Origin of the sequence: Neobacillus sp. B4I6 (assembly GCF_050434045.1) — a bacterium.
In the GTDB taxonomy this organism is placed as follows: Bacteria; Bacillota; Bacilli; order Bacillales; family Cytobacillaceae; genus Neobacillus.
On sequence record NZ_JBNPWB010000002.1, the window covers coordinates 2204634 to 2221214 of the forward strand.

Annotated in this window: 19 protein-coding genes and 1 pseudogene; 5 read left to right on the plus strand and 15 right to left on the minus strand. The window is 37.1% G+C overall.

The genetic code is table 11. The features are described 5' to 3' along the window. The first annotated feature begins 5 nt into the window (after positions 1–5). Positions 6–1685, plus strand: a complete 1680-nt coding sequence (locus QF028_RS12915; RefSeq protein ID WP_429465933.1) for a NucA/NucB deoxyribonuclease domain-containing protein — start codon at positions 6–8, stop codon at positions 1683–1685. Between the two features lie 236 nt (positions 1686–1921). Here QF028_RS12915 and rpsI read toward each other — a convergent pair. Then, positions 1922–1990: pseudogene (gene rpsI / locus QF028_RS12920) on the minus strand (30S ribosomal protein S9); the annotation flags it as partial. Between the two features lie 84 nt (positions 1991–2074). After that, the gene (locus tag QF028_RS12925; RefSeq protein WP_429472314.1) at positions 2075–3169 is read right to left on the minus strand and encodes a conjugal transfer protein TrbL family protein; all 1095 of its coding nucleotides are present in this window, start codon (positions 3167–3169) and stop codon (positions 2075–2077) included. A gap of 63 nt (positions 3170–3232) precedes the next feature. Here QF028_RS12925 and QF028_RS12930 point away from each other — a divergent pair, with 63 nt between their 5' ends. Continuing rightward, positions 3233–3427, plus strand: coding sequence for a hypothetical protein (locus QF028_RS12930; protein ID WP_429465935.1), 195 nt, complete (start codon positions 3233–3235; stop codon positions 3425–3427). Here the strand turns inward: QF028_RS12930 and QF028_RS12935 are convergent. Next, positions 3411–3968 (minus strand): type IV secretory system conjugative DNA transfer family protein, encoded by a 558-nt coding sequence (locus QF028_RS12935; RefSeq protein WP_429465937.1) that lies wholly within the window; start codon positions 3966–3968, stop codon positions 3411–3413. The two genes, QF028_RS12930 and QF028_RS12935, sit on opposite strands and share 17 nt — an antisense overlap. Positions 3969–4331: 363 nt before the next feature. Here QF028_RS12935 and QF028_RS12940 point away from each other — a divergent pair, with 363 nt between their 5' ends. Beyond that, entirely contained in the window at positions 4332–5561 is a 1230-nt protein-coding gene (locus QF028_RS12940; protein ID WP_429465939.1) for an IS110 family transposase, read from the plus strand. 191 nt (positions 5562–5752) lie between these two features. On the opposite strand, the gene QF028_RS12945 is transcribed toward QF028_RS12940, so the two are convergent. The 4 genes from QF028_RS12945 to QF028_RS12960 form a co-directional block, all read right to left on the minus strand. Further along, positions 5753–6172, minus strand: a complete 420-nt coding sequence (locus tag QF028_RS12945) for a hypothetical protein (protein WP_429465941.1) — start codon at positions 6170–6172, stop codon at positions 5753–5755. 273 nt (positions 6173–6445) lie between these two features. Continuing rightward, a complete protein-coding gene (locus tag QF028_RS12950; RefSeq protein WP_429465943.1) occupies positions 6446–6679 on the minus strand; it encodes a cysteine-rich CWC family protein in 234 nt (77 codons plus the stop codon). Positions 6680–6855: 176 nt separating this feature from the next. Continuing rightward, complete coding sequence (locus tag QF028_RS12955; protein ID WP_429465945.1) at positions 6856–7422, minus strand: suppressor of fused domain protein; 567 nt, start codon at positions 7420–7422, stop codon at positions 6856–6858. A gap of 497 nt (positions 7423–7919) precedes the next feature. Next, complete coding sequence (locus tag QF028_RS12960; protein WP_429465947.1) at positions 7920–8198, minus strand: hypothetical protein; 279 nt, start codon at positions 8196–8198, stop codon at positions 7920–7922. Between the two features lie 187 nt (positions 8199–8385). On the opposite strand from QF028_RS12960, the gene QF028_RS12965 reads away from it, so the two are divergent. Continuing rightward, positions 8386–8649 (plus strand): hypothetical protein, encoded by a 264-nt coding sequence (locus QF028_RS12965; RefSeq protein WP_429465949.1) that lies wholly within the window; start codon positions 8386–8388, stop codon positions 8647–8649. Positions 8650–8746: 97 nt separating this feature from the next. Here QF028_RS12965 and QF028_RS12970 read toward each other — a convergent pair whose 3' ends face one another. From QF028_RS12970 to QF028_RS12985, 4 genes are all read right to left on the minus strand, one after another. Further along, positions 8747–9484, minus strand: a complete 738-nt coding sequence (locus QF028_RS12970) for an esterase family protein (protein ID WP_429465951.1) — start codon at positions 9482–9484, stop codon at positions 8747–8749. After that, entirely contained in the window at positions 9475–10671 is a 1197-nt protein-coding gene (locus tag QF028_RS12975; RefSeq protein WP_429465953.1) for an ATP-grasp domain-containing protein, read from the minus strand. Before QF028_RS12975 ends, QF028_RS12970 begins: the two co-directional genes overlap by 10 nt. A gap of 157 nt (positions 10672–10828) precedes the next feature. Then, on the minus strand, positions 10829–11659 hold the full coding sequence (locus QF028_RS12980) for an alpha/beta hydrolase (protein ID WP_429465955.1): 831 nt from the start codon (positions 11657–11659) through the stop codon (positions 10829–10831). Positions 11660–11777: 118 nt separating this feature from the next. After that, positions 11778–12047 (minus strand): hypothetical protein, encoded by a 270-nt coding sequence (locus tag QF028_RS12985; protein ID WP_429465957.1) that lies wholly within the window; start codon positions 12045–12047, stop codon positions 11778–11780. 950 nt (positions 12048–12997) lie between these two features. On the opposite strand from QF028_RS12985, the gene QF028_RS12990 reads away from it, so the two are divergent. Further along, positions 12998–13171, plus strand: a complete 174-nt coding sequence (locus QF028_RS12990; RefSeq protein ID WP_214999361.1) for a hypothetical protein — start codon at positions 12998–13000, stop codon at positions 13169–13171. Positions 13172–13318: 147 nt separating this feature from the next. On the opposite strand, the gene QF028_RS12995 is transcribed toward QF028_RS12990, so the two are convergent. The 4 genes from QF028_RS12995 to nirD all read right to left on the minus strand — a co-directional run bounded on the left by QF028_RS12995 (position 13319) and on the right by nirD (position 16575). Further along, entirely contained in the window at positions 13319–14584 is a 1266-nt protein-coding gene (locus QF028_RS12995; RefSeq protein ID WP_429465960.1) for a Bcr/CflA family multidrug efflux MFS transporter, read from the minus strand. A gap of 178 nt (positions 14585–14762) precedes the next feature. Then, the gene (locus QF028_RS13000; RefSeq protein ID WP_429465962.1) at positions 14763–15137 is read right to left on the minus strand and encodes a FixH family protein; all 375 of its coding nucleotides are present in this window, start codon (positions 15135–15137) and stop codon (positions 14763–14765) included. Positions 15138–15345: 208 nt separating this feature from the next. Continuing rightward, on the minus strand, positions 15346–16185 hold the full coding sequence (locus QF028_RS13005; protein ID WP_429465964.1) for a formate/nitrite transporter family protein: 840 nt from the start codon (positions 16183–16185) through the stop codon (positions 15346–15348). Between the two features lie 57 nt (positions 16186–16242). Next, entirely contained in the window at positions 16243–16575 is a 333-nt protein-coding gene (nirD, locus tag QF028_RS13010; RefSeq protein ID WP_429465966.1) for a nitrite reductase small subunit NirD, read from the minus strand. Positions 16576–16581: the final 6 nt, after the last annotated feature.

Sequence of the window (16581 nt, forward strand, 5' to 3'; positions counted from 1 at the left end):
ATTTAATGTATAGATCATTTAGGTATGTTCTATCCATGGTTTTTACAACGTTCTTGGCGATGGGGATTTTAACTCCGGTTGAGGCTCAATCCAATCCACAGGGTGGTGGTTATTGGCTACAAGAAAGTAAGGTGAAGCAGGCTGCCCAGCTTATGCAACAAGGGAAGTCAATAGAAGGAGCCGGTGTGAGACCTGCACAGCCACAAGCCAGCCAAGGATATAAGACGTTACAAGAAATGAGAAAAGAGGATCAAAATAGTTCTGTATCGTACCAATCACAGCCAGGTGCACCACAGCTCACAGCAGAGGGATGGAGCCCGCCAAAATTCGAGTATGATTATATTACGACAACCGATGAGTGCCGTCAAAATAAAGCCAGCGGATCTGAAACAGGCTGGATTAAAAACCATTATGCGTTCTGCTGGTCCCATGGCGCTACTTATCAAGTACCGAGAAAGTGCTATTTGGGAATTTGTTCCTACGACGGTGTCCAGTTCCAATTCACGGAAATCGGGTATGGTTCCAATCACGACCGAAAAATGCGCGTCGTTTATTACCTTGACGATATCCTGATTACAAACCCGGCATTAAATGGAGCAAAGCTGAAAATCGATTTTAGCTGTGATTCCAAAATTAATCCGGGGGACTGCAAAGAAGACCCGGACACACCTGCTGTTGAACGAACGATTGCTCAATGGAAAAATAACAACTATGGTATCAAGAACTTTCTCTCAGATGCACCCCCGGCAGATGATAACAATCCTGATCGAATCGGATATATGGAATTCTGGCCAAAACTCACCGTTACGCATGCACCAAGAAAATTTAAGAAATCAATCGATGGCATTAAACAAACCGTACGATTCGATTCGGCTACTTACATGTTTGCCTTTCCTGACCAGTATTTTCGAAATGGAGCAATATTCAGCAAAACAGATGCTGTATTAAAGGTTCCAATTACAGATCCTGATTTTTCGATTCTCGAGGAAGCAGGAGAGCATTGGAAGTTTGCGATGGATCATCCGGAACAAACGATACCTACCGTTCTGGGGAAAAAAATCCCCGGTGCTTTAGGTGACAGGCCGCTGACCCGTTTGTATACGAGAAGGCATCCTGAAGAGTATGCGAAAAACAGGAATAAAACACGATCCACGTGCGATAGGGAATTTAAAAATGAAGACCTGACCGGCAAGCAATGCGATGAATTTCCTTTTGCTTCGACCTGGGAAGGTTCGGCGATGAACGGACAGGACTGGTTCTCGATTCGTCTGATTTCCGCCGATTCCAATCAAGCAGCAGGGTCTTGGCTGGGCTCTTGGTATGCCTATGACCGCATTCTCGATCGAGATCCGTTCTATGTCGAGGTTGAAGCACCGGTCGAAGTTGCCTCGATTCGTTCAGAGGGAGCACCTCAAGACGGGCAGGATCATCGTTCAAGCGGCAACTTTAAAATCGACAACATCCCGCCATATGCAACTAAGCTAAAATGGACCATTACAGATGGACCGGCCGATGCCCATTTTGATGTTATGCATGACGACAGCTTCGGAATTGATGAAACAATTTTCTATGACCTTCATAATGGATCAATTACTGAGATTAAAAAGAGTGACGACCTCTACACCGCAAACCCAACCAATACCGGCGGAAAAAGCTTCACCGTACACGTCACCGCGATCCCTTAAGCGTTTGGTTAAAATAGTCTAAACTTATATCCGTAAATTACACTTATCTAATATTCAAAGCTAAGAACCATGCTAAACTAAGCATCAACTTTCTATTCTAAGTTTTGGGGTCCTTCCTGCTTAATGGGCAGGAGGGACCCTCCCTTTATACGGCGGCACTAAATCCTCAAGAGCATTATTAGACATAAAAAAGACCCCCAAACCAAAAGGTTTGAGAGCCTTCGAAACGTTGATAATTAACGTTTTGAGAACTGAGGCGCACGACGAGCACCTTTAAGACCGTATTTTTTACGTTCAGTCATACGACGCTAATCGTTAAGGTTTTTGTTAGGAAGTTCCTTCATCGCTACTTACTGCATCAATCTTTAAAAGCTGGAAATGTTTTTTCATTATCTTTTTAATAGAAATCTCCTAGCTACCAGTTTTGTTGTGCCACCCATCGCCCCCATCATTCCTCTTCCAGAACCCGTTGAATACCACATGCTCCTTAGTACTGATGGACTCTTAATAAGGAGAATACAACATCCCATGAGTAAAAGAAAATTGAGAAACGTTATATTTTCATTGATTAAAATACTTAGAGCTACAACAAATAAAAAGATTTTTGCTATAATTGTTACAATCTGACTTAATAATTCTCTCCACCAGACACCCAAGTATTCATTATCATCAGCAATGACTGATACACAAGCCAAGGGAGATAGTAAATATAGGAACATGATGTCTGCATGGAATACAGCAACTGAGAACAAGAATGCTATAAATGCGACTGCAAATACGGCTAATAAGATAAGAAGTGCAGCACCTTGAAAATGGAGTGTACTAACATTTGGAAACAAGAGATATTGATAAGCTTTTTTCGCCTTTATTGGGTGTTTTCCAGTAATGATAATAATACAATCATCTTTATGCATGGTTAGAATCTCATCTTCATTCATTAGGTTCCGTGCTGCATATGAGTAACTAGATGAAGAAGAGGAACTTGATGATTTCCCTTTTGATTCTGAGGATGATCCCGTTTCTACTTTGGCGGTTGTTTTCCCCATTAACTGTGAAAAGTATTTTGCGGTTGTTTCGTTTACATTACCTAAGCAAATTTTTGTTCCACAGTTACCTAAAATGGATTCAGCTTGTTCCCGCCCATACCTTTCTTGCAATTGAGTAATGTTTTGAACAATTGTTAGAACCCCAATTCCATACCCCCGGCAGGTTGCTAAGAACCTTTCATAGTCCGGAAACTTCCCTAAGTTCGGGAATTCGTCTAAGATAAAAACCACTGGATGAGGGAGTTTTGCCCTGTTTTTAGCACCTACTTTATACAACTCCTGAAACATTTGATTAAAAAACAAATTAATTAGACCTTCCCATGTAGAATCCATTACAGGAATAATGACATATAAAGCTATTTTCCTTTTTCCCACATCTCCTAAGAAGAAATCTAATGATATGTTTGATCCAAATAACTTTGATTTACAGTCAATAATTTCTTGCTAGCCTTAACCTCCACAATAGCTGTAACCATTATTTTATATAAGATTATAGAGGTTATGTCAAGGAATGCTGCAGGAGATGCCGTTTCATACGGACCTGTTATAGTAAATACCTTAAAAAGCGCCTTACTGTTACCTGCAATGCCTTTTATTCAAAAGATCTTGTTAGAACAAGTCGCTTATAATATGGGAAACTGGATGATTGGAGAAGGAAGTAAGGTTAGCAAGGAAAAAATCAAGAGAAACTCGTAAACCGTGAAACCGAACTGGAAGTAAAGTCTCCAATTGTTGTCAGCAAAGAAATGATAATGTTGGCGCGAGTTTTTTCTTGGGACTTTTTAAATCCTAACTCATATGCTCTTCTTGCTGGATGCGATTTATCTAGTCTTAAAAATTGCTCATCTAATTCACTAGCACCATCATTGCTTTCCTCTGGATCAAATTCTTGTAAAAAATCCAAAACACCTTTCATGTTCCGTTGATTGGGCGGCAACTCGTGAACCGCATACAAGATTAATGCTTTTAACAAGCTAAATTGAGCATTGTACCAAAAATCTTTTCGTTTAGGATCATTTTTAGATGCAACAATCGCATTGGCCACCGTGGATGCCTGGATTTCCTCCCTGACATAATCAAAAGGATTATAGCGATCTGAGTACTCCATTTCTGAAAAATTCACCACATGAACTTCATAGCCTTGCCTTCGTTTAACCTCAGACGTCATTTCATAGACCTCACCTTTGGGATCTGTAACGACTAAGGAACACTCTTTTTCGTGTAACACATTCGTCACCACATACCCTTGTGTTTTGGAGGATCCTGGACCACCGGCTACAAGCAGGGTCTTCTTCTTTTTCTAATCTTGAAGGAACTTATTTTCATGGTAGACAACCATGCCGCGCTGCGGCACCATCAAATGAATGAAAATGGTTCATAATCCCGTCTAGTTTTCATTATCCCTGTCAATCCTTTTTATAGGCTGGCGAAGGAAGGTCGTTCAACTATGGTGCCTCGAGCCCGCATGGTAGACTGATTTTTAACGACCAGGTGCACCACAAATTGTCGCTCCCTCACGGGAAGCACGCAGGATAGATTAATCTTATATGGTTGTTGCACCAGCCTTAATTTACTTCAGCCCTTAGAAAGGAAGATAATAATGGATGTTGTTAATGAACGATGTTGTGGATTAGATATTCACAAGAAGAGCATTACCGCTTGTGCCATTACTCCAAAAGGAAAGGAGATTCAAACATTTGGTACTATGACTCACGATCTGATTAAATTAATAGATTGGATTAAAAGTAAATGCTGTTCTCACGTTGCTATGGAAAGTACCGGTGTTTATTGGAAACCAATATACAACCTTCTCGAATTAGAAGACATTCAACCCATGGTTGTCAACGCTGCTCACATCAAGGCTGTTCCAGGACGTAAAACCGATGTTAAAGATGCAGAATGGATCGCAAAATTGCTCCGTCATGGTCTTCTTCAACACAGCTACATTCCGAATCGAGATCAAAAGGAATTACGGGAACTCGTTCGATACCGCCGAAGTCTTATTGAAGAAAGAGCAAGAGAAATAAGTAGAATTCAGAAAGTGTTGGAAGGTGCTAATATCAAACTTTCCTCCGTTGCAACAGACATTATGGGTGTGTCCGGACGATCAATGATTGACGGAATCATCAATGGGATCGATGATCCACAAGTGTTAGCTGGAATGGCAAAAAGAAGTATGAAAAAGAAAAAGGATGATTTGGAACGTGCCTTATTCGGATCCGTCGGACTCCATCAAAAGATGATGTTAAAAACTCAGCTTTCACATATCGACTTTTTGGATCAACAAATTAAAATGTTAAGTGAAGAAGTCCAACAACGTATGCAACCATATGAAGAAGATATTGAATTACTAGATTCAATTCCAGGTATAGGTAGAAGCCATGCGGAACAACTTTTGGCTGAAATAGGACTAGGAAAAGAAATTGCGAAGCAATTTCCTACATCCGCCCATCTATGTTCACGGGCTGGGATGGTTCCAGGTAATAACGAAAGTGCTGGAAAAAAAAAGTCCGGTAAAACCAGAAAAGGTAATAAAAAGTTGCGAGCGGCACTTGTTGAAGCAGCACATTCAGCGGCTAAAACGAAAAACACTTATCTCTCTTCTCAATATCAACGATTGGCAGCGAGAATTGGAAAAAAACGTGCGGCAGTTGCGGTTGGACATACCATTTTAACGATTGTTTATCAATTGTTAAACAAAAGGCAACTTTATGTTGAGTTAGGTGCAGATTACTTTGATCGACGAAAAAAAGAAATAGTGATCAAACAATCTATTAAACGACTAGAGATCCTTGGTTGTAAAGTAACGGTTGAAGAAGCTATAGCCTAATGAAGGACAACATACATTGTTAATTAAGAGCCCAGATCCTTTTTTTTAAACGGATTTTAATGGGTCTAGTTTCGTATTGCCTAAAATCCCCCACTGCCGTTTTTATTTTCAGGATAGTGGAATAAGAAAAGGGCTGCCGCAACAGTCTTACTTTCTTGAACTCAAGCACCCGTTAGTCGAAGAAGAAGTCATTATTTTAATAACTCAGCTTTATACTTAAAGCGTACATTTTCAGGAATTTCATTAAAAATATGAAGGGGGATTCCAACTTCATCTTTAATATTTATTTCTTTTCCCAAATCGAAAAATCTAAGAAATTCCCAATATGGAATAAAGAAGTTATATGTTGGTTCGTGAATAAACTCCATCCACCCCTCTGCAATATGTTCATCTTTTTCATTGAATACATTAATTCCTGAGAAGTTTTCCACTTCCCCATCTAAAAAAACAGAATCGTGTCCTTCTATACAACTTTCAGACCAGTCAAATTTAAACTTATTCCCCATTATGCCATACACTTTTAGGTCGTCACATAGTTGTTGTTCTACTAACATTCTTAATTTAGGTCCCATACTGCTTGAGAATCCTAGGTAATTATAATTTGCTTTCAAATTTTCTCACCCCAAATAAATGTACTTGCTCATTATATCACTGCTTCCTGTACTAACTAATCCCTTACTCAACCAACCTTCCCCGTTAGCACAAAAAGAAAAGCCGCCAAAATGACAGCTCCGATCTTTAACTCTTGCCCTAGTTAAGGATATTTGGTCTATAAGTTGAACAAGGAATAACTCTATTCATATTGAATAAAGCACCAATTAAAAACATTTGGGTGTGGTGGGTTGACTGTTTCTTTCATATCAGTTCAATAAGCAGATTGTCTTCTATTGCGTTTGATCCTTGTAGAGTTCACTTCTATTTTTGTTCATTTTCTGCTCTTCTCTAAATTTATTTAAACATTTTTTACATATACAATGTTTTCTTTTACTTTCCGAAGGCACCAATTCAAAGATTTCATTTGGAAATTTTTCTAGGTTACACCAGCAGTTACCTTGTTCTCCAGCACCTATCATACATCCGTTTTCTTCTTCACATATAGGACAATATTTATTAGCCAATGGCAACCACTCCTTAATCTTTCATTATTCCGGTCAAATAAAAAATAAAAACATTTATATTTTCATCCCTGTTCTTCCACTAACCTGCTCCTTTAGTGGAACAAGAAAAAAGCTACCAGGAATGGCAGCTCAAACTTCAACTCTTGCACCCGTTAGCTGAAGATGGACAAATAACTTTAGATAATACTTTCCCTCTTAAAATCAATCAAATCAGGGTCTAATTCTTCAAGTTTATCTTCGTATTCTTCCCAACCATTTTGTCTAATAAATTCTGCTTCGTTTGAAGTAATTGGAATTACCCAAGCCATTATTATGGTTTTTTCATCATCTACTTTAAAAGAATCAAATGAATCGGGAAAGTAACCTGGTATAGAAACATAAAGGGCTTCTAAATTTGAATCATCAAAAATTGGTCCATAAGTTCCAATCACATCTCCTCTTAAGAATGCGGTCTTAGAATCTAAAGCCATTTGGCTAACTTGTGCCAATAATCCAGGTATGTTTAAATTTCCAATATTGAAGTATGAAACGAAAATTAGTTCTTGCCAAATCGGTTTGCCAGAAACAGAGGAGGTCAATGGAACTTTATTTAAGCCTAAAGTAGAATAAGTTTTCGTGCCCGAAAACGGTCCTTTAGTGTATTTTACAATTTGAACTGGTAGTGGTTCTCCATTATCATCTTCAGACCACCCACATTCAATTGTACCAAGATGCTTCTCTAAAAACTGTATGAATTTATCCATTATTCCACCTTCATAATGTAAACTAAAATAATTCTCCTCTTATTATTCTGTCTATATTGTTTGAATCCCTTCTTCAAGTAACCTGCATCGTTAGTGAAAAAGGATTGCTAACGCAACCCCTTGTTCCAATTGACTATTTATCCTTAAAGATCACCTTAGCGAATACTACACCAACAATAAATAGTACACCAGCATATATACCGTGATATATCGGTTTATCCCATTCTATGAAATAATCTGAAACAGTAATTGACGTGGCAACAAAAAACGCAGTAAATAATATTTAGGGGATACTAAGTTTCTTATTTATATTTAACACAATTTTCCTCCTGAAGTAACAAGATAAATTGGATTTAATACTTATTGATTCTATCCACATATTCATAAATCCTTCATCAACTATCCTGTCAGTTAGCACAATAATAAAACGGGATCGCCGCAGCCATCCCATCTTTAACATAAGCACCCGTTAGCTGAATAAGCACTAATGAAATTTATTAAAAATTGCCAGAGTCCGTTTCTCTTCTATTCGGAAAACTTTCCTTTGCTATATCCTCAAGATGAAGTGTTCCGTGAATACCATTAACTTTTATCTTATCCAACATTTTTGAGTAAAAACTTTTATAGAAGTCAGTATCCTCAAGGTTTGGAAAATCACTTGCAAATGCAATATCATTGCCATTTGGAAAAAGAATATCAAACAGTTCAACATCCACCTCATAAATCTCAAAGGTACTGTTAATTGCACCGTCAATTACCTGAACATTTTTTTTCATAACATTCTCCTCATAAAGTTTCTACCACTATAATTCACCTATAAAGAAGGGATTTTCTTCTTCAGCTATCCTGTCTGTTAGTAGAAGTAGGATATTGATTAATATTAAATTTAGAATAAAAGAGAGTATACCTCGGCAGTTACCACATAACTATAGATATAGGACAAGAGATGTGGTGGTGTGTGTATTGAAAATTTTCTTATTTGTAATTTTAATGATTTTGATAATTTCCATTCTATTTATTATTTTTATTAAAAAAAGAAACCAAGCTATACAAATCTACTCCATTCAAACTTTTTTAGGTAGCGGTCCCTATAACCAACTTGATAATGAATCAATTGAACAAAAGAAATCATTAATTGATTCAATAAATGATTTCTTTAAGGATAGTACCGAAGATGAAAATATTGATGATAATGAAGACATTGATGGCGATGGTGCAGGAGAATAATCTAATTTATTTCATTTATTTATTACCTAAAAATCAAAAAATCCCCTATCAAAAAACACCAGCGACTCAACCGTACTGATGTTTTTTTGACATTTTATTAAAGTAATTTTCCTAAATAATACGGCATTTGGCGTCGCCACCAAATCCAATCATGCGAAACATCTTCGCCCCACTCATCAAACCATGCTGGAATTTGTTTTTCTTCAAAGGCTTCTTTTAATGTATAGTATGAATGCAGCCCATCCTGTTCCCAATCACCCAGCCCGGTACAAATAATGATATTTGCTGAACGATATCGATCAATAAACCAGCCGTCATTTTGATTCCATATGTAATCACTCGGTGAATTTTCGTATACAAGCGGATCATTTCCGTAATCCCCAAAAAAGAAACGCACATCGTAAACACCACTTAGTGCAACGGTGGTTTGGAAGACATCCGGATGTCTCAAGAAAAAGTTCAACGCATGATATGCCCCCATACTACACCCCGTTGTCATCATTGGATCAAACCAACCTGTTTTATGTTTAATAAATGGAATAGCTTCTGAAATCACATAACGGTCATATGCCTCATGAGCTAAGGCACGGTCATGCGCCGGTTTTGAGTCGTGCATCCAACTTTCGCTATCTATACTAGCCAATGTAAAAAATTGAACTTTTCCGGATTCAATAAAGTCATGACACACATCAATCATTCCAAAATCATAGTATTCAGAATGCGTCCCTCCAGATGAAGGAAAAACTACGATTGGCATGCCACTGTGTCCATATCTGTTTAACAGCATTTCACGTCCTAATTCGCCACTCCAATGGTTTAACTGTTCTATATGCATAGAAAAATCTCCTTTCCCAAATTTTTTCGTTCATGTACAAAACGGATAATGTCATCCACTTCTTTATGCGAATCTGCATTAATCGCATAAAATTGATTTCCTTGGAGTTCCGCAAACGCATCTGGCATGCGCTGTTCAAACTTCACACGGTCGCCAAATCGTTCATAAATAGCATTCGTATCATGTTTATACTCATACGCATCACGTTGTGTTACACCGACACAAAACTTGTTTTTGGCATCGGACTTCTTAAATTCTCCTCCTGTCACAAGAGAAGCATACTGAGCAAATAAATCAATGGAGTACGCGAAATTGTACATATCAATCGTGTAGCCGCCAGCCAAGCGGTTATTGTATTCAAGTGCAACATAATCCCCATTTTCTAATTTAAAAAACTCAATATGGAAAAAGCGTTCTTTCATGCCAAAAGCTTTCACAATCGCCTTTCCATAAGTTTCGAGCTTAGGATCAATTTCTTTTTGAATCACATAAGCTAAATCCAACTGACCATTAACGAGTTCCAAAGTTGGCACATTATATGTAAAGCTTGTTTGGAAAACAATGTCCCCTTTCTGATCCACTAAACCATCAAATGTACAAAGCACGCCTCCTTCGACATATGGTTCTAAGAAGTACACTTGTGCTTCTTCCCATTCTTCTTCAAAATGACGTACAGCCTCTTCTGAACTTAATTTAAAGGTTGCAGCTGATCCAACTCCATTATCCGGTTTAGCGATAACTGGCAATCCTAATTCATCAATGGCATTAGATAACTCCTTTTTAGTTTTAACGATTCTTCCTTCTACAACAGGCACATCTGCTTTTTTAAACAACTTCTTCATTTCAGATTTATACTTAACTTTTTTCAAGTCATTCGTTTTATTGCCGTACACGTTAAATTGCTCACGCAACTGCGCATCAAGTTCTAACCAGTATTCGTTATTGGATTCAATGCGGTCAATTGGACCATGTTTATAAAATAAAAATGCAACAGCACGTTTCACTTCATCTACATCTTCTAAATTATTCACACGATAATATTCTGTTAAAGAGTTTTGTAATTCGGAACCTAATTGGTCATATGGCTCTTCGCCAATTCCTAAAACATTGACACCTGCGTCTTTTAAACGATGAGCAAATGACTGAAAATTACCTGGATAATATGGTGATATCAAAATATAATTCATAAAAAAAGCTCCTTTCTCAGAATCAAAAAATTCATTATTTTCACGACTAAGGTACAATTATTTCAATTTATAATCAAACAAACTTCCAAAAATATTCAAAAAAAGTGATAGATTCCTCCCAAGATCACATTCAGTCAAATATAATTATTCAGTTCATTCAAGACCACTTCTTACTTAAGAAACGTAAACATTCTGGCAAGTGTTTTGCCCAAGATTTTTCATTATGTTCTTCATCCGCAAAAATATTTAAACGAATGCTATCAATTGGAACAGAGCCTTTTATCAGTTGTTTATAATACTTAAGCGAGCAATCGATATATGCCTGCTTCATATTACCATACATCAATTGTCGATCGGCATCATCGCCTTCCTGAGTCCCAACTTGAATGTACACGCGTTGTTCAGGATCCAACTCTATTCTAGCAATATAACTGTCAAAGGCTTTACTTGTAATCCAATTGGCTAAAGAAAAAATGCCTAAACCACCAATTTGATCTTTATATTCAATACCCATAAAAGCCGAAATATTTCCTCCAAGTGAACTGCCAATCATCGCTGTATGATATTTATCCGATTTAGTTCGGTAATGCTTATCGATAAACGGCTTCACGACTGTCATGACAAACTCAGCAAACTCCGCGCCTCTTCCGCCTATTTCAATATCTTCAGGAAGTGGGCTTTCAGTAATTTTCCAAGGCGTATATTCATTAATTCGATCTTGTTCAGCGTTATCTATCCCAACAACAATCATCTTCGGAAAATCGGGGTTTTGTTTAATTGCCGGAATAACTTTCCATGAATACCCGCTATAAGCTTCACTACTGTAGAAAACATTTTGTCCATCATGCATATAGACAACTGGATAATTTTTAGCCTCATCTTTATCATAACTTTTCGGCAATAAAACACGCACGCGACGTTTTTCATTTTTATAAGACATATGTAATTGATGTGTTTCTAGTTTTAAATAAAAATAGGATTGATTCATTTTACCATCCTCACTCCTTTGATATTACTTACTAAAGGTACTTATCCAGAGTAACAAAGTAATCAATTGAGTGAAGTTCCTTATTCAATTCGTGAAGATAATGTGTTACAGCTTTTACTTATACAGTTGTGGAAATGTATTTGTCTGTTTCAAACTCTTGCCAAATTGAATAAATTCTCCAATTATCTTCACTCTCATATAGAAAGTTAATTATAGCCTCGTCATGGTCAATGGTATCAAAGTCCATATTCTCTCTAACACCACTACGAATCTTTTGTAACCATTTGCCCAGTTTCCATCCTAGTTCTGCTAGGTTGGTAAATGGTTCTTCGAAAAATAATTTTTCTTCTATATAAATATTTAAATTACCTGTTATATAACCATTCATTTAAGATCCATAGTATACTGGTCCAGTTGGTACATCTGTGTCTAAAACAAACGAAAATCTTATATCCATAGAATCACTCCTCAGAGAAATATTCTACATTAAAATCACGATTCCTTCTTCCACTAACCTGCTTCGTTAGTTTAAGTACAAAATTTCACAACTATTTTCAATTTAAATCAACAATTATGTAGATTGAGTGACAATTTACAACTATATCCAAACAAAAAAATACCTTTGATCTATAAAATCAAAGGTCAAAGTTGAACTTAGTGGTCTAGGCTAAGTCCATTTTAGGAGGTCTAAACTCAGAAGAATTTAAACTATTATTATATTAACATATAATGAATATTTATTCAACACATTAAATAATTATACACTCGCTATTTTTGGTTGCTTTTCGATTAGCTTAATGCAACCTTCCCTCTATAAAGAAAGGAAAATCTCTTGATTTCTCTCATTTTCTTAAAATTAGGTGGTAGTTTGTTTTAATATTCATTTGAGGATTGGAATAATGGTGTATTCAAGGATAATTTTGGGAACAAAGTGAAAAAGCGACTGATAGCTACCAAACCCCACTTATCCAAAAAAATGGATAACTAGTTAAAGTATGGTTGCACTGGTGGATCTCCACATTTCTCATGGAGGTCAACCCTCCCTTTAATTAATGTTTGAGAAGTAATATGAGCAATCCTTTCATTTTGGTTATAGTTTATTTAAATACCCTCCTGGTATATGTGTTTGTTGTCCTTTTTGCCGCCAAGCATTGGACACACATATCATACCAAGGCTTTTTTATGTTCAAACCTCTTATTTCTTCATTATAGGAAAGCTGCCCGTTTGTTCAATAAGAACAGCTTTAAATAAGTGAAAACGTTCACAAAAATATCTAGTAATCGCTTACAAAATCGTATATAATTATATTAAAATTACAACTTGGGAGGTGAAACAGCATGAAAGAATATATTTTTCTTCTAGAAGAACCAGTGGATACTAAAGAAATTAAGATTTTAGCATCAGGAATGATGGATGCCTTCAAAAAGGCAAAGGAATTTCGAAAAAATATTGTCCAAGATACGAAATTAAAGGTCAATATGATCTTAAAAGGTGTTAGATATACGGATTAACCTTAAATGAAAATATATTGAAAGGAAAAATCCTAACTATATGTTCTTATTTAAATTAATAGTAGATAAATAAAGGAGAACACATTCGCTGGTTAACGAAATGTGTTCTCCTTTATATTTATATTTTTAGATACTAGGTTTCTTTACTTAGCACTGGTCATTGGATAGTTGTATCCCTAGCGTTGCTTTTCGTACCAATACAAAATAGGAAAGGAAAGCCAGAAAACTTGAGCAAAAGATGATGACGCCCATAGGAACGCCTGTATACGCCCCTGCTATTCCCACAAGTGGAGCACTTAATGACCCAAGTACAAATGGCAATAAACCTAATAATGCAGAGGCACTACCCGCAATATGTCCTTGGTTTTCAATCGCTAAAGTAAACGACGTGGTTCCAATAATACTGATGGAAGATACAAAAAAGAAAATCGGAATCGCAACTGCGAGAAGTGGTGCGTTTAATAGTAGAGCGATGAGTAAACCGGCACCCGCTATATTAGCGAGGGCTAAACCTATTTTTAAGAAAGTCCGCTCCGAAATAGTGTCTGCCAAGCGGCCGACCAACTGACTTCCAATAATTAATGCTAATCCATTTGTCCCAAATAATAAACTAAATTGCTGCGGGGTGACTTCATAAATATTCTGATAGACAAATGGAATCCCAGATACATAGGCAAAGATTCCTGCAACAGTAAATCCTTGAGTCAGTGCGTACCCCATGAACGTTCGATCTCTGAATAAAGAACCGAAGTTGTTCATGATTTGTGGTAAATTGCTTGGAACACGGTTTTCTGTTGGCAGCGTTTCTTCTAATTTTAAAGCAACCGTGAAGAGCAGTACCGCACCTACACAAGCCAATACAATAAAAACACCATGCCAATTGGTAAAAGCCAGAATCCCCCCTCCAGCAATCGGTGCAACGATCGGCCCGAGGTTCCCCACTAACACCATCATCGTAAAGAACTTGGTCAGTTCCCTCCCACTAAAGAGGTCTCGAACAATCGCTCTAGAAATCACAAGTCCTCCGGCAGCAGCAAAGCCCTGGACTAATCGAGCAATGATAAGGAAATAGATATTCGGCGCCAACGCGCATGTTATAGAAGCAAGTAGGTATAAGGTAATAAAGATGAGCAAGGGTTGTCGGCGGCCTTTCACATCACTTAAAGGACCAATAACCAATTGCCCCAATCCCAAGCCTAATAAACAGGAAGTTAAACTGATCTGTACAAGTGAAGCCGTCGTATCAAAATCTTTTACAATCGTTGGAAAAGACGGTAAATACGTATCGATTGTAAAGGGTCCTAACAATCCAAGTGATCCAAGAAGTATTGCAAGCTGTATTCGTTTTTTTCCACTAGGTTTATTCAATGTCCATCGCCTTTCTATAAAAGAAGTATTTTTTGCTCGTTCCATTTATTTCGAAATCCAAAATAATAAATTTTATTATAACCTGAGCCTTGCTCAGGGGTAAACAATTAAATTATATGGAAGCGGTTTCAATTTTCGAGCATAGGTGAAAAAGAAACAGAGGGACGGTTTTTCTGCTCCGTCCCCCTTTTTTGTATAAAATAAAAAATCCTGTTACCATCACCTATTGTGCATGATTGTAAACAATCGAAAATCTTTTTTCGCCCTTCCATTTTTCTCCGTTGTCATCTATTTTAATGGTAGCCGTATAATCGCCTTCCATTTCAAATGTAGCTTGTCCAACATACACACCATTTTCTGTTTCCTGCATTTTCATAGAAATATCTCCATGACTCATCCCTTGCATATCCAAATCTGCGCTAACCTTCGCACCTTTTACTGGTTTTCCTTCTCGATCTAGGATCTTTATTTTAATAGGAGTAGATTGATCTGGTGTAAATGATTTGGGTGTAACTAGCTTGATCTCAAAATTATTTGAACTGCAGCCTGTTATCAAAATTAATATGAGGCTAATAATTAAACTCGTACATTTGTTCATTACTCCCCATCCTTTCTTTAGTTTTATATTAATAAAATTAAATGAGGCACTCAACCTATAAGATTATCATCCAAAACCATGACAGATACAAATATTTAATTCACTAACCTGCCTCGTTAGCAATTTTCTTGTTTCACAAAAAGAAAGTGCCTAAAATAATTTTTAGGGCACCCTCTTATAATCGGTTGTTTTTATTTTAAACCTACAGTTAGGAAGAAACTCTCTTTAAATTACTAGAAAATGTAGATACTTTTTCTTTTGTAATATCTTTTTTATAAATCAAATACATTGCTAGTCCAGTAAAGATAAATCCACTTGCTAAGTTGCCAACTAATACAGGAATTTGGTTCCAAAGCCACCAATCTGCTAAACTAACATCCGCACCAAACATCATACCAGCTGGGATGACAAACATATTAACAACAGCATGCTCAAACCCTTGACCAAAGAAAGTTGTAATCGGTAACCACATGGCGATAATTTTTCCAAGCGTACTTGTCGTAGACATAGCCATAATTGCCCCCATTGTTACCATCCAGTTACAAAGCATCGCCTTTACAAAGACAACCAGTATTCCATTAGATCCCATAGCTTCATATGCTGTTGTTTTAGCTTCAGCTACTTTGATAATCTTTTGCACTAACGGATGTTCAAACGTTTGACCATCATTTGTGAACGCAACATAACACAAGGCTGCATAGACAATTCCTCCAATTAGATGCCCAACAATTACCCAAAACCAGTTATTAAGCATTTCTCGGACGGTAGCTTTTTTCTCTAAAACTGCTACAGGTATAAGGGCAAAATTCCCAGTGACTAGCTCAAAACCTAACAGAATGATCATAACAAAGCCGACAGGAAATATAATAGCTCCCAACATCCCAATGTTCGTTTGAAGTTCGAATAAAAAGGCTAAAGTTGTAGCGAAACCTAACAATGCTGCTCCTAAAAATCCACGCATTAGTAATTGTGAAATAGATAACTTTGCTTTCTTTGCACCCGCATCAATCATACTTTCTAAAACTTTACTTGGAATAACATAATCCATTACTACCACTTCCTTCCGTAGGATTCAGCTTTCATAGCTTTTTGAATAGACACCAAGTTATTCCTCTACGATTAAATAGACCATTTCATTTTCCACTAATGTTTGATAGGTTTTGACACATCCATGGTCTGGTGCTTGCACCTGACCGTCCTCCAAACAAATTTTCCAATCATGCATGGGGCAAAAAACATGCTCCCCACTTACAATCCCTTCACTTAAGACCCCAGCTTTATGAGGGCATTTATTTTCAACAGCCTTTATCTTTCCGCTCGATAGCTTAAATACCGCAACTTCTGTACCCTCTTCCAGCCGAACCGTTTTTCCCACGCGCTCCGGTAATTCTGAGATTAGACCAACACATACCTTCATTTTTGTCTTCTGCATATCCATTTCCTC

Coding starts and splice junctions, on each gene's coding strand:
- QF028_RS12985 (WP_429465957.1), bottom strand. CDS start 12,047: ATGAATGGTTATATAACAGGTAATTTAAATATTTATATAGAAGAAAAA.
- QF028_RS12940 (WP_429465939.1), top strand. CDS start 4,332: ATGGATGTTGTTAATGAACGATGTTGTGGATTAGATATTCACAAGAAG.
- QF028_RS13000 (WP_429465962.1), bottom strand. CDS start 15,137: ATGAACAAATGTACGAGTTTAATTATTAGCCTCATATTAATTTTGATA.
- QF028_RS12955 (WP_429465945.1), bottom strand. CDS start 7,422: ATGGATAAATTCATACAGTTTTTAGAGAAGCATCTTGGTACAATTGAA.
- QF028_RS12995 (WP_429465960.1), bottom strand. CDS start 14,584: ATGGAACGAGCAAAAAATACTTCTTTTATAGAAAGGCGATGGACATTG.
- QF028_RS12990 (WP_214999361.1), top strand. CDS start 12,998: ATGAAAGAATATATTTTTCTTCTAGAAGAACCAGTGGATACTAAAGAA.
- QF028_RS12915 (WP_429465933.1), top strand. CDS start 6: ATGTATAGATCATTTAGGTATGTTCTATCCATGGTTTTTACAACGTTC.
- QF028_RS12960 (WP_429465947.1), bottom strand. CDS start 8,198: ATGAAAAAAAATGTTCAGGTAATTGACGGTGCAATTAACAGTACCTTT.
- QF028_RS12975 (WP_429465953.1), bottom strand. CDS start 10,671: ATGAATTATATTTTGATATCACCATATTATCCAGGTAATTTTCAGTCA.
- QF028_RS12980 (WP_429465955.1), bottom strand. CDS start 11,659: ATGAATCAATCCTATTTTTATTTAAAACTAGAAACACATCAATTACAT.
- QF028_RS12930 (WP_429465935.1), top strand. CDS start 3,233: ATGTCAAGGAATGCTGCAGGAGATGCCGTTTCATACGGACCTGTTATA.
- QF028_RS13005 (WP_429465964.1), bottom strand. CDS start 16,185: ATGGATTATGTTATTCCAAGTAAAGTTTTAGAAAGTATGATTGATGCG.
- QF028_RS12970 (WP_429465951.1), bottom strand. CDS start 9,484: ATGCATATAGAACAGTTAAACCATTGGAGTGGCGAATTAGGACGTGAA.
- nirD (WP_429465966.1), bottom strand. CDS start 16,575: ATGGATATGCAGAAGACAAAAATGAAGGTATGTGTTGGTCTAATCTCA.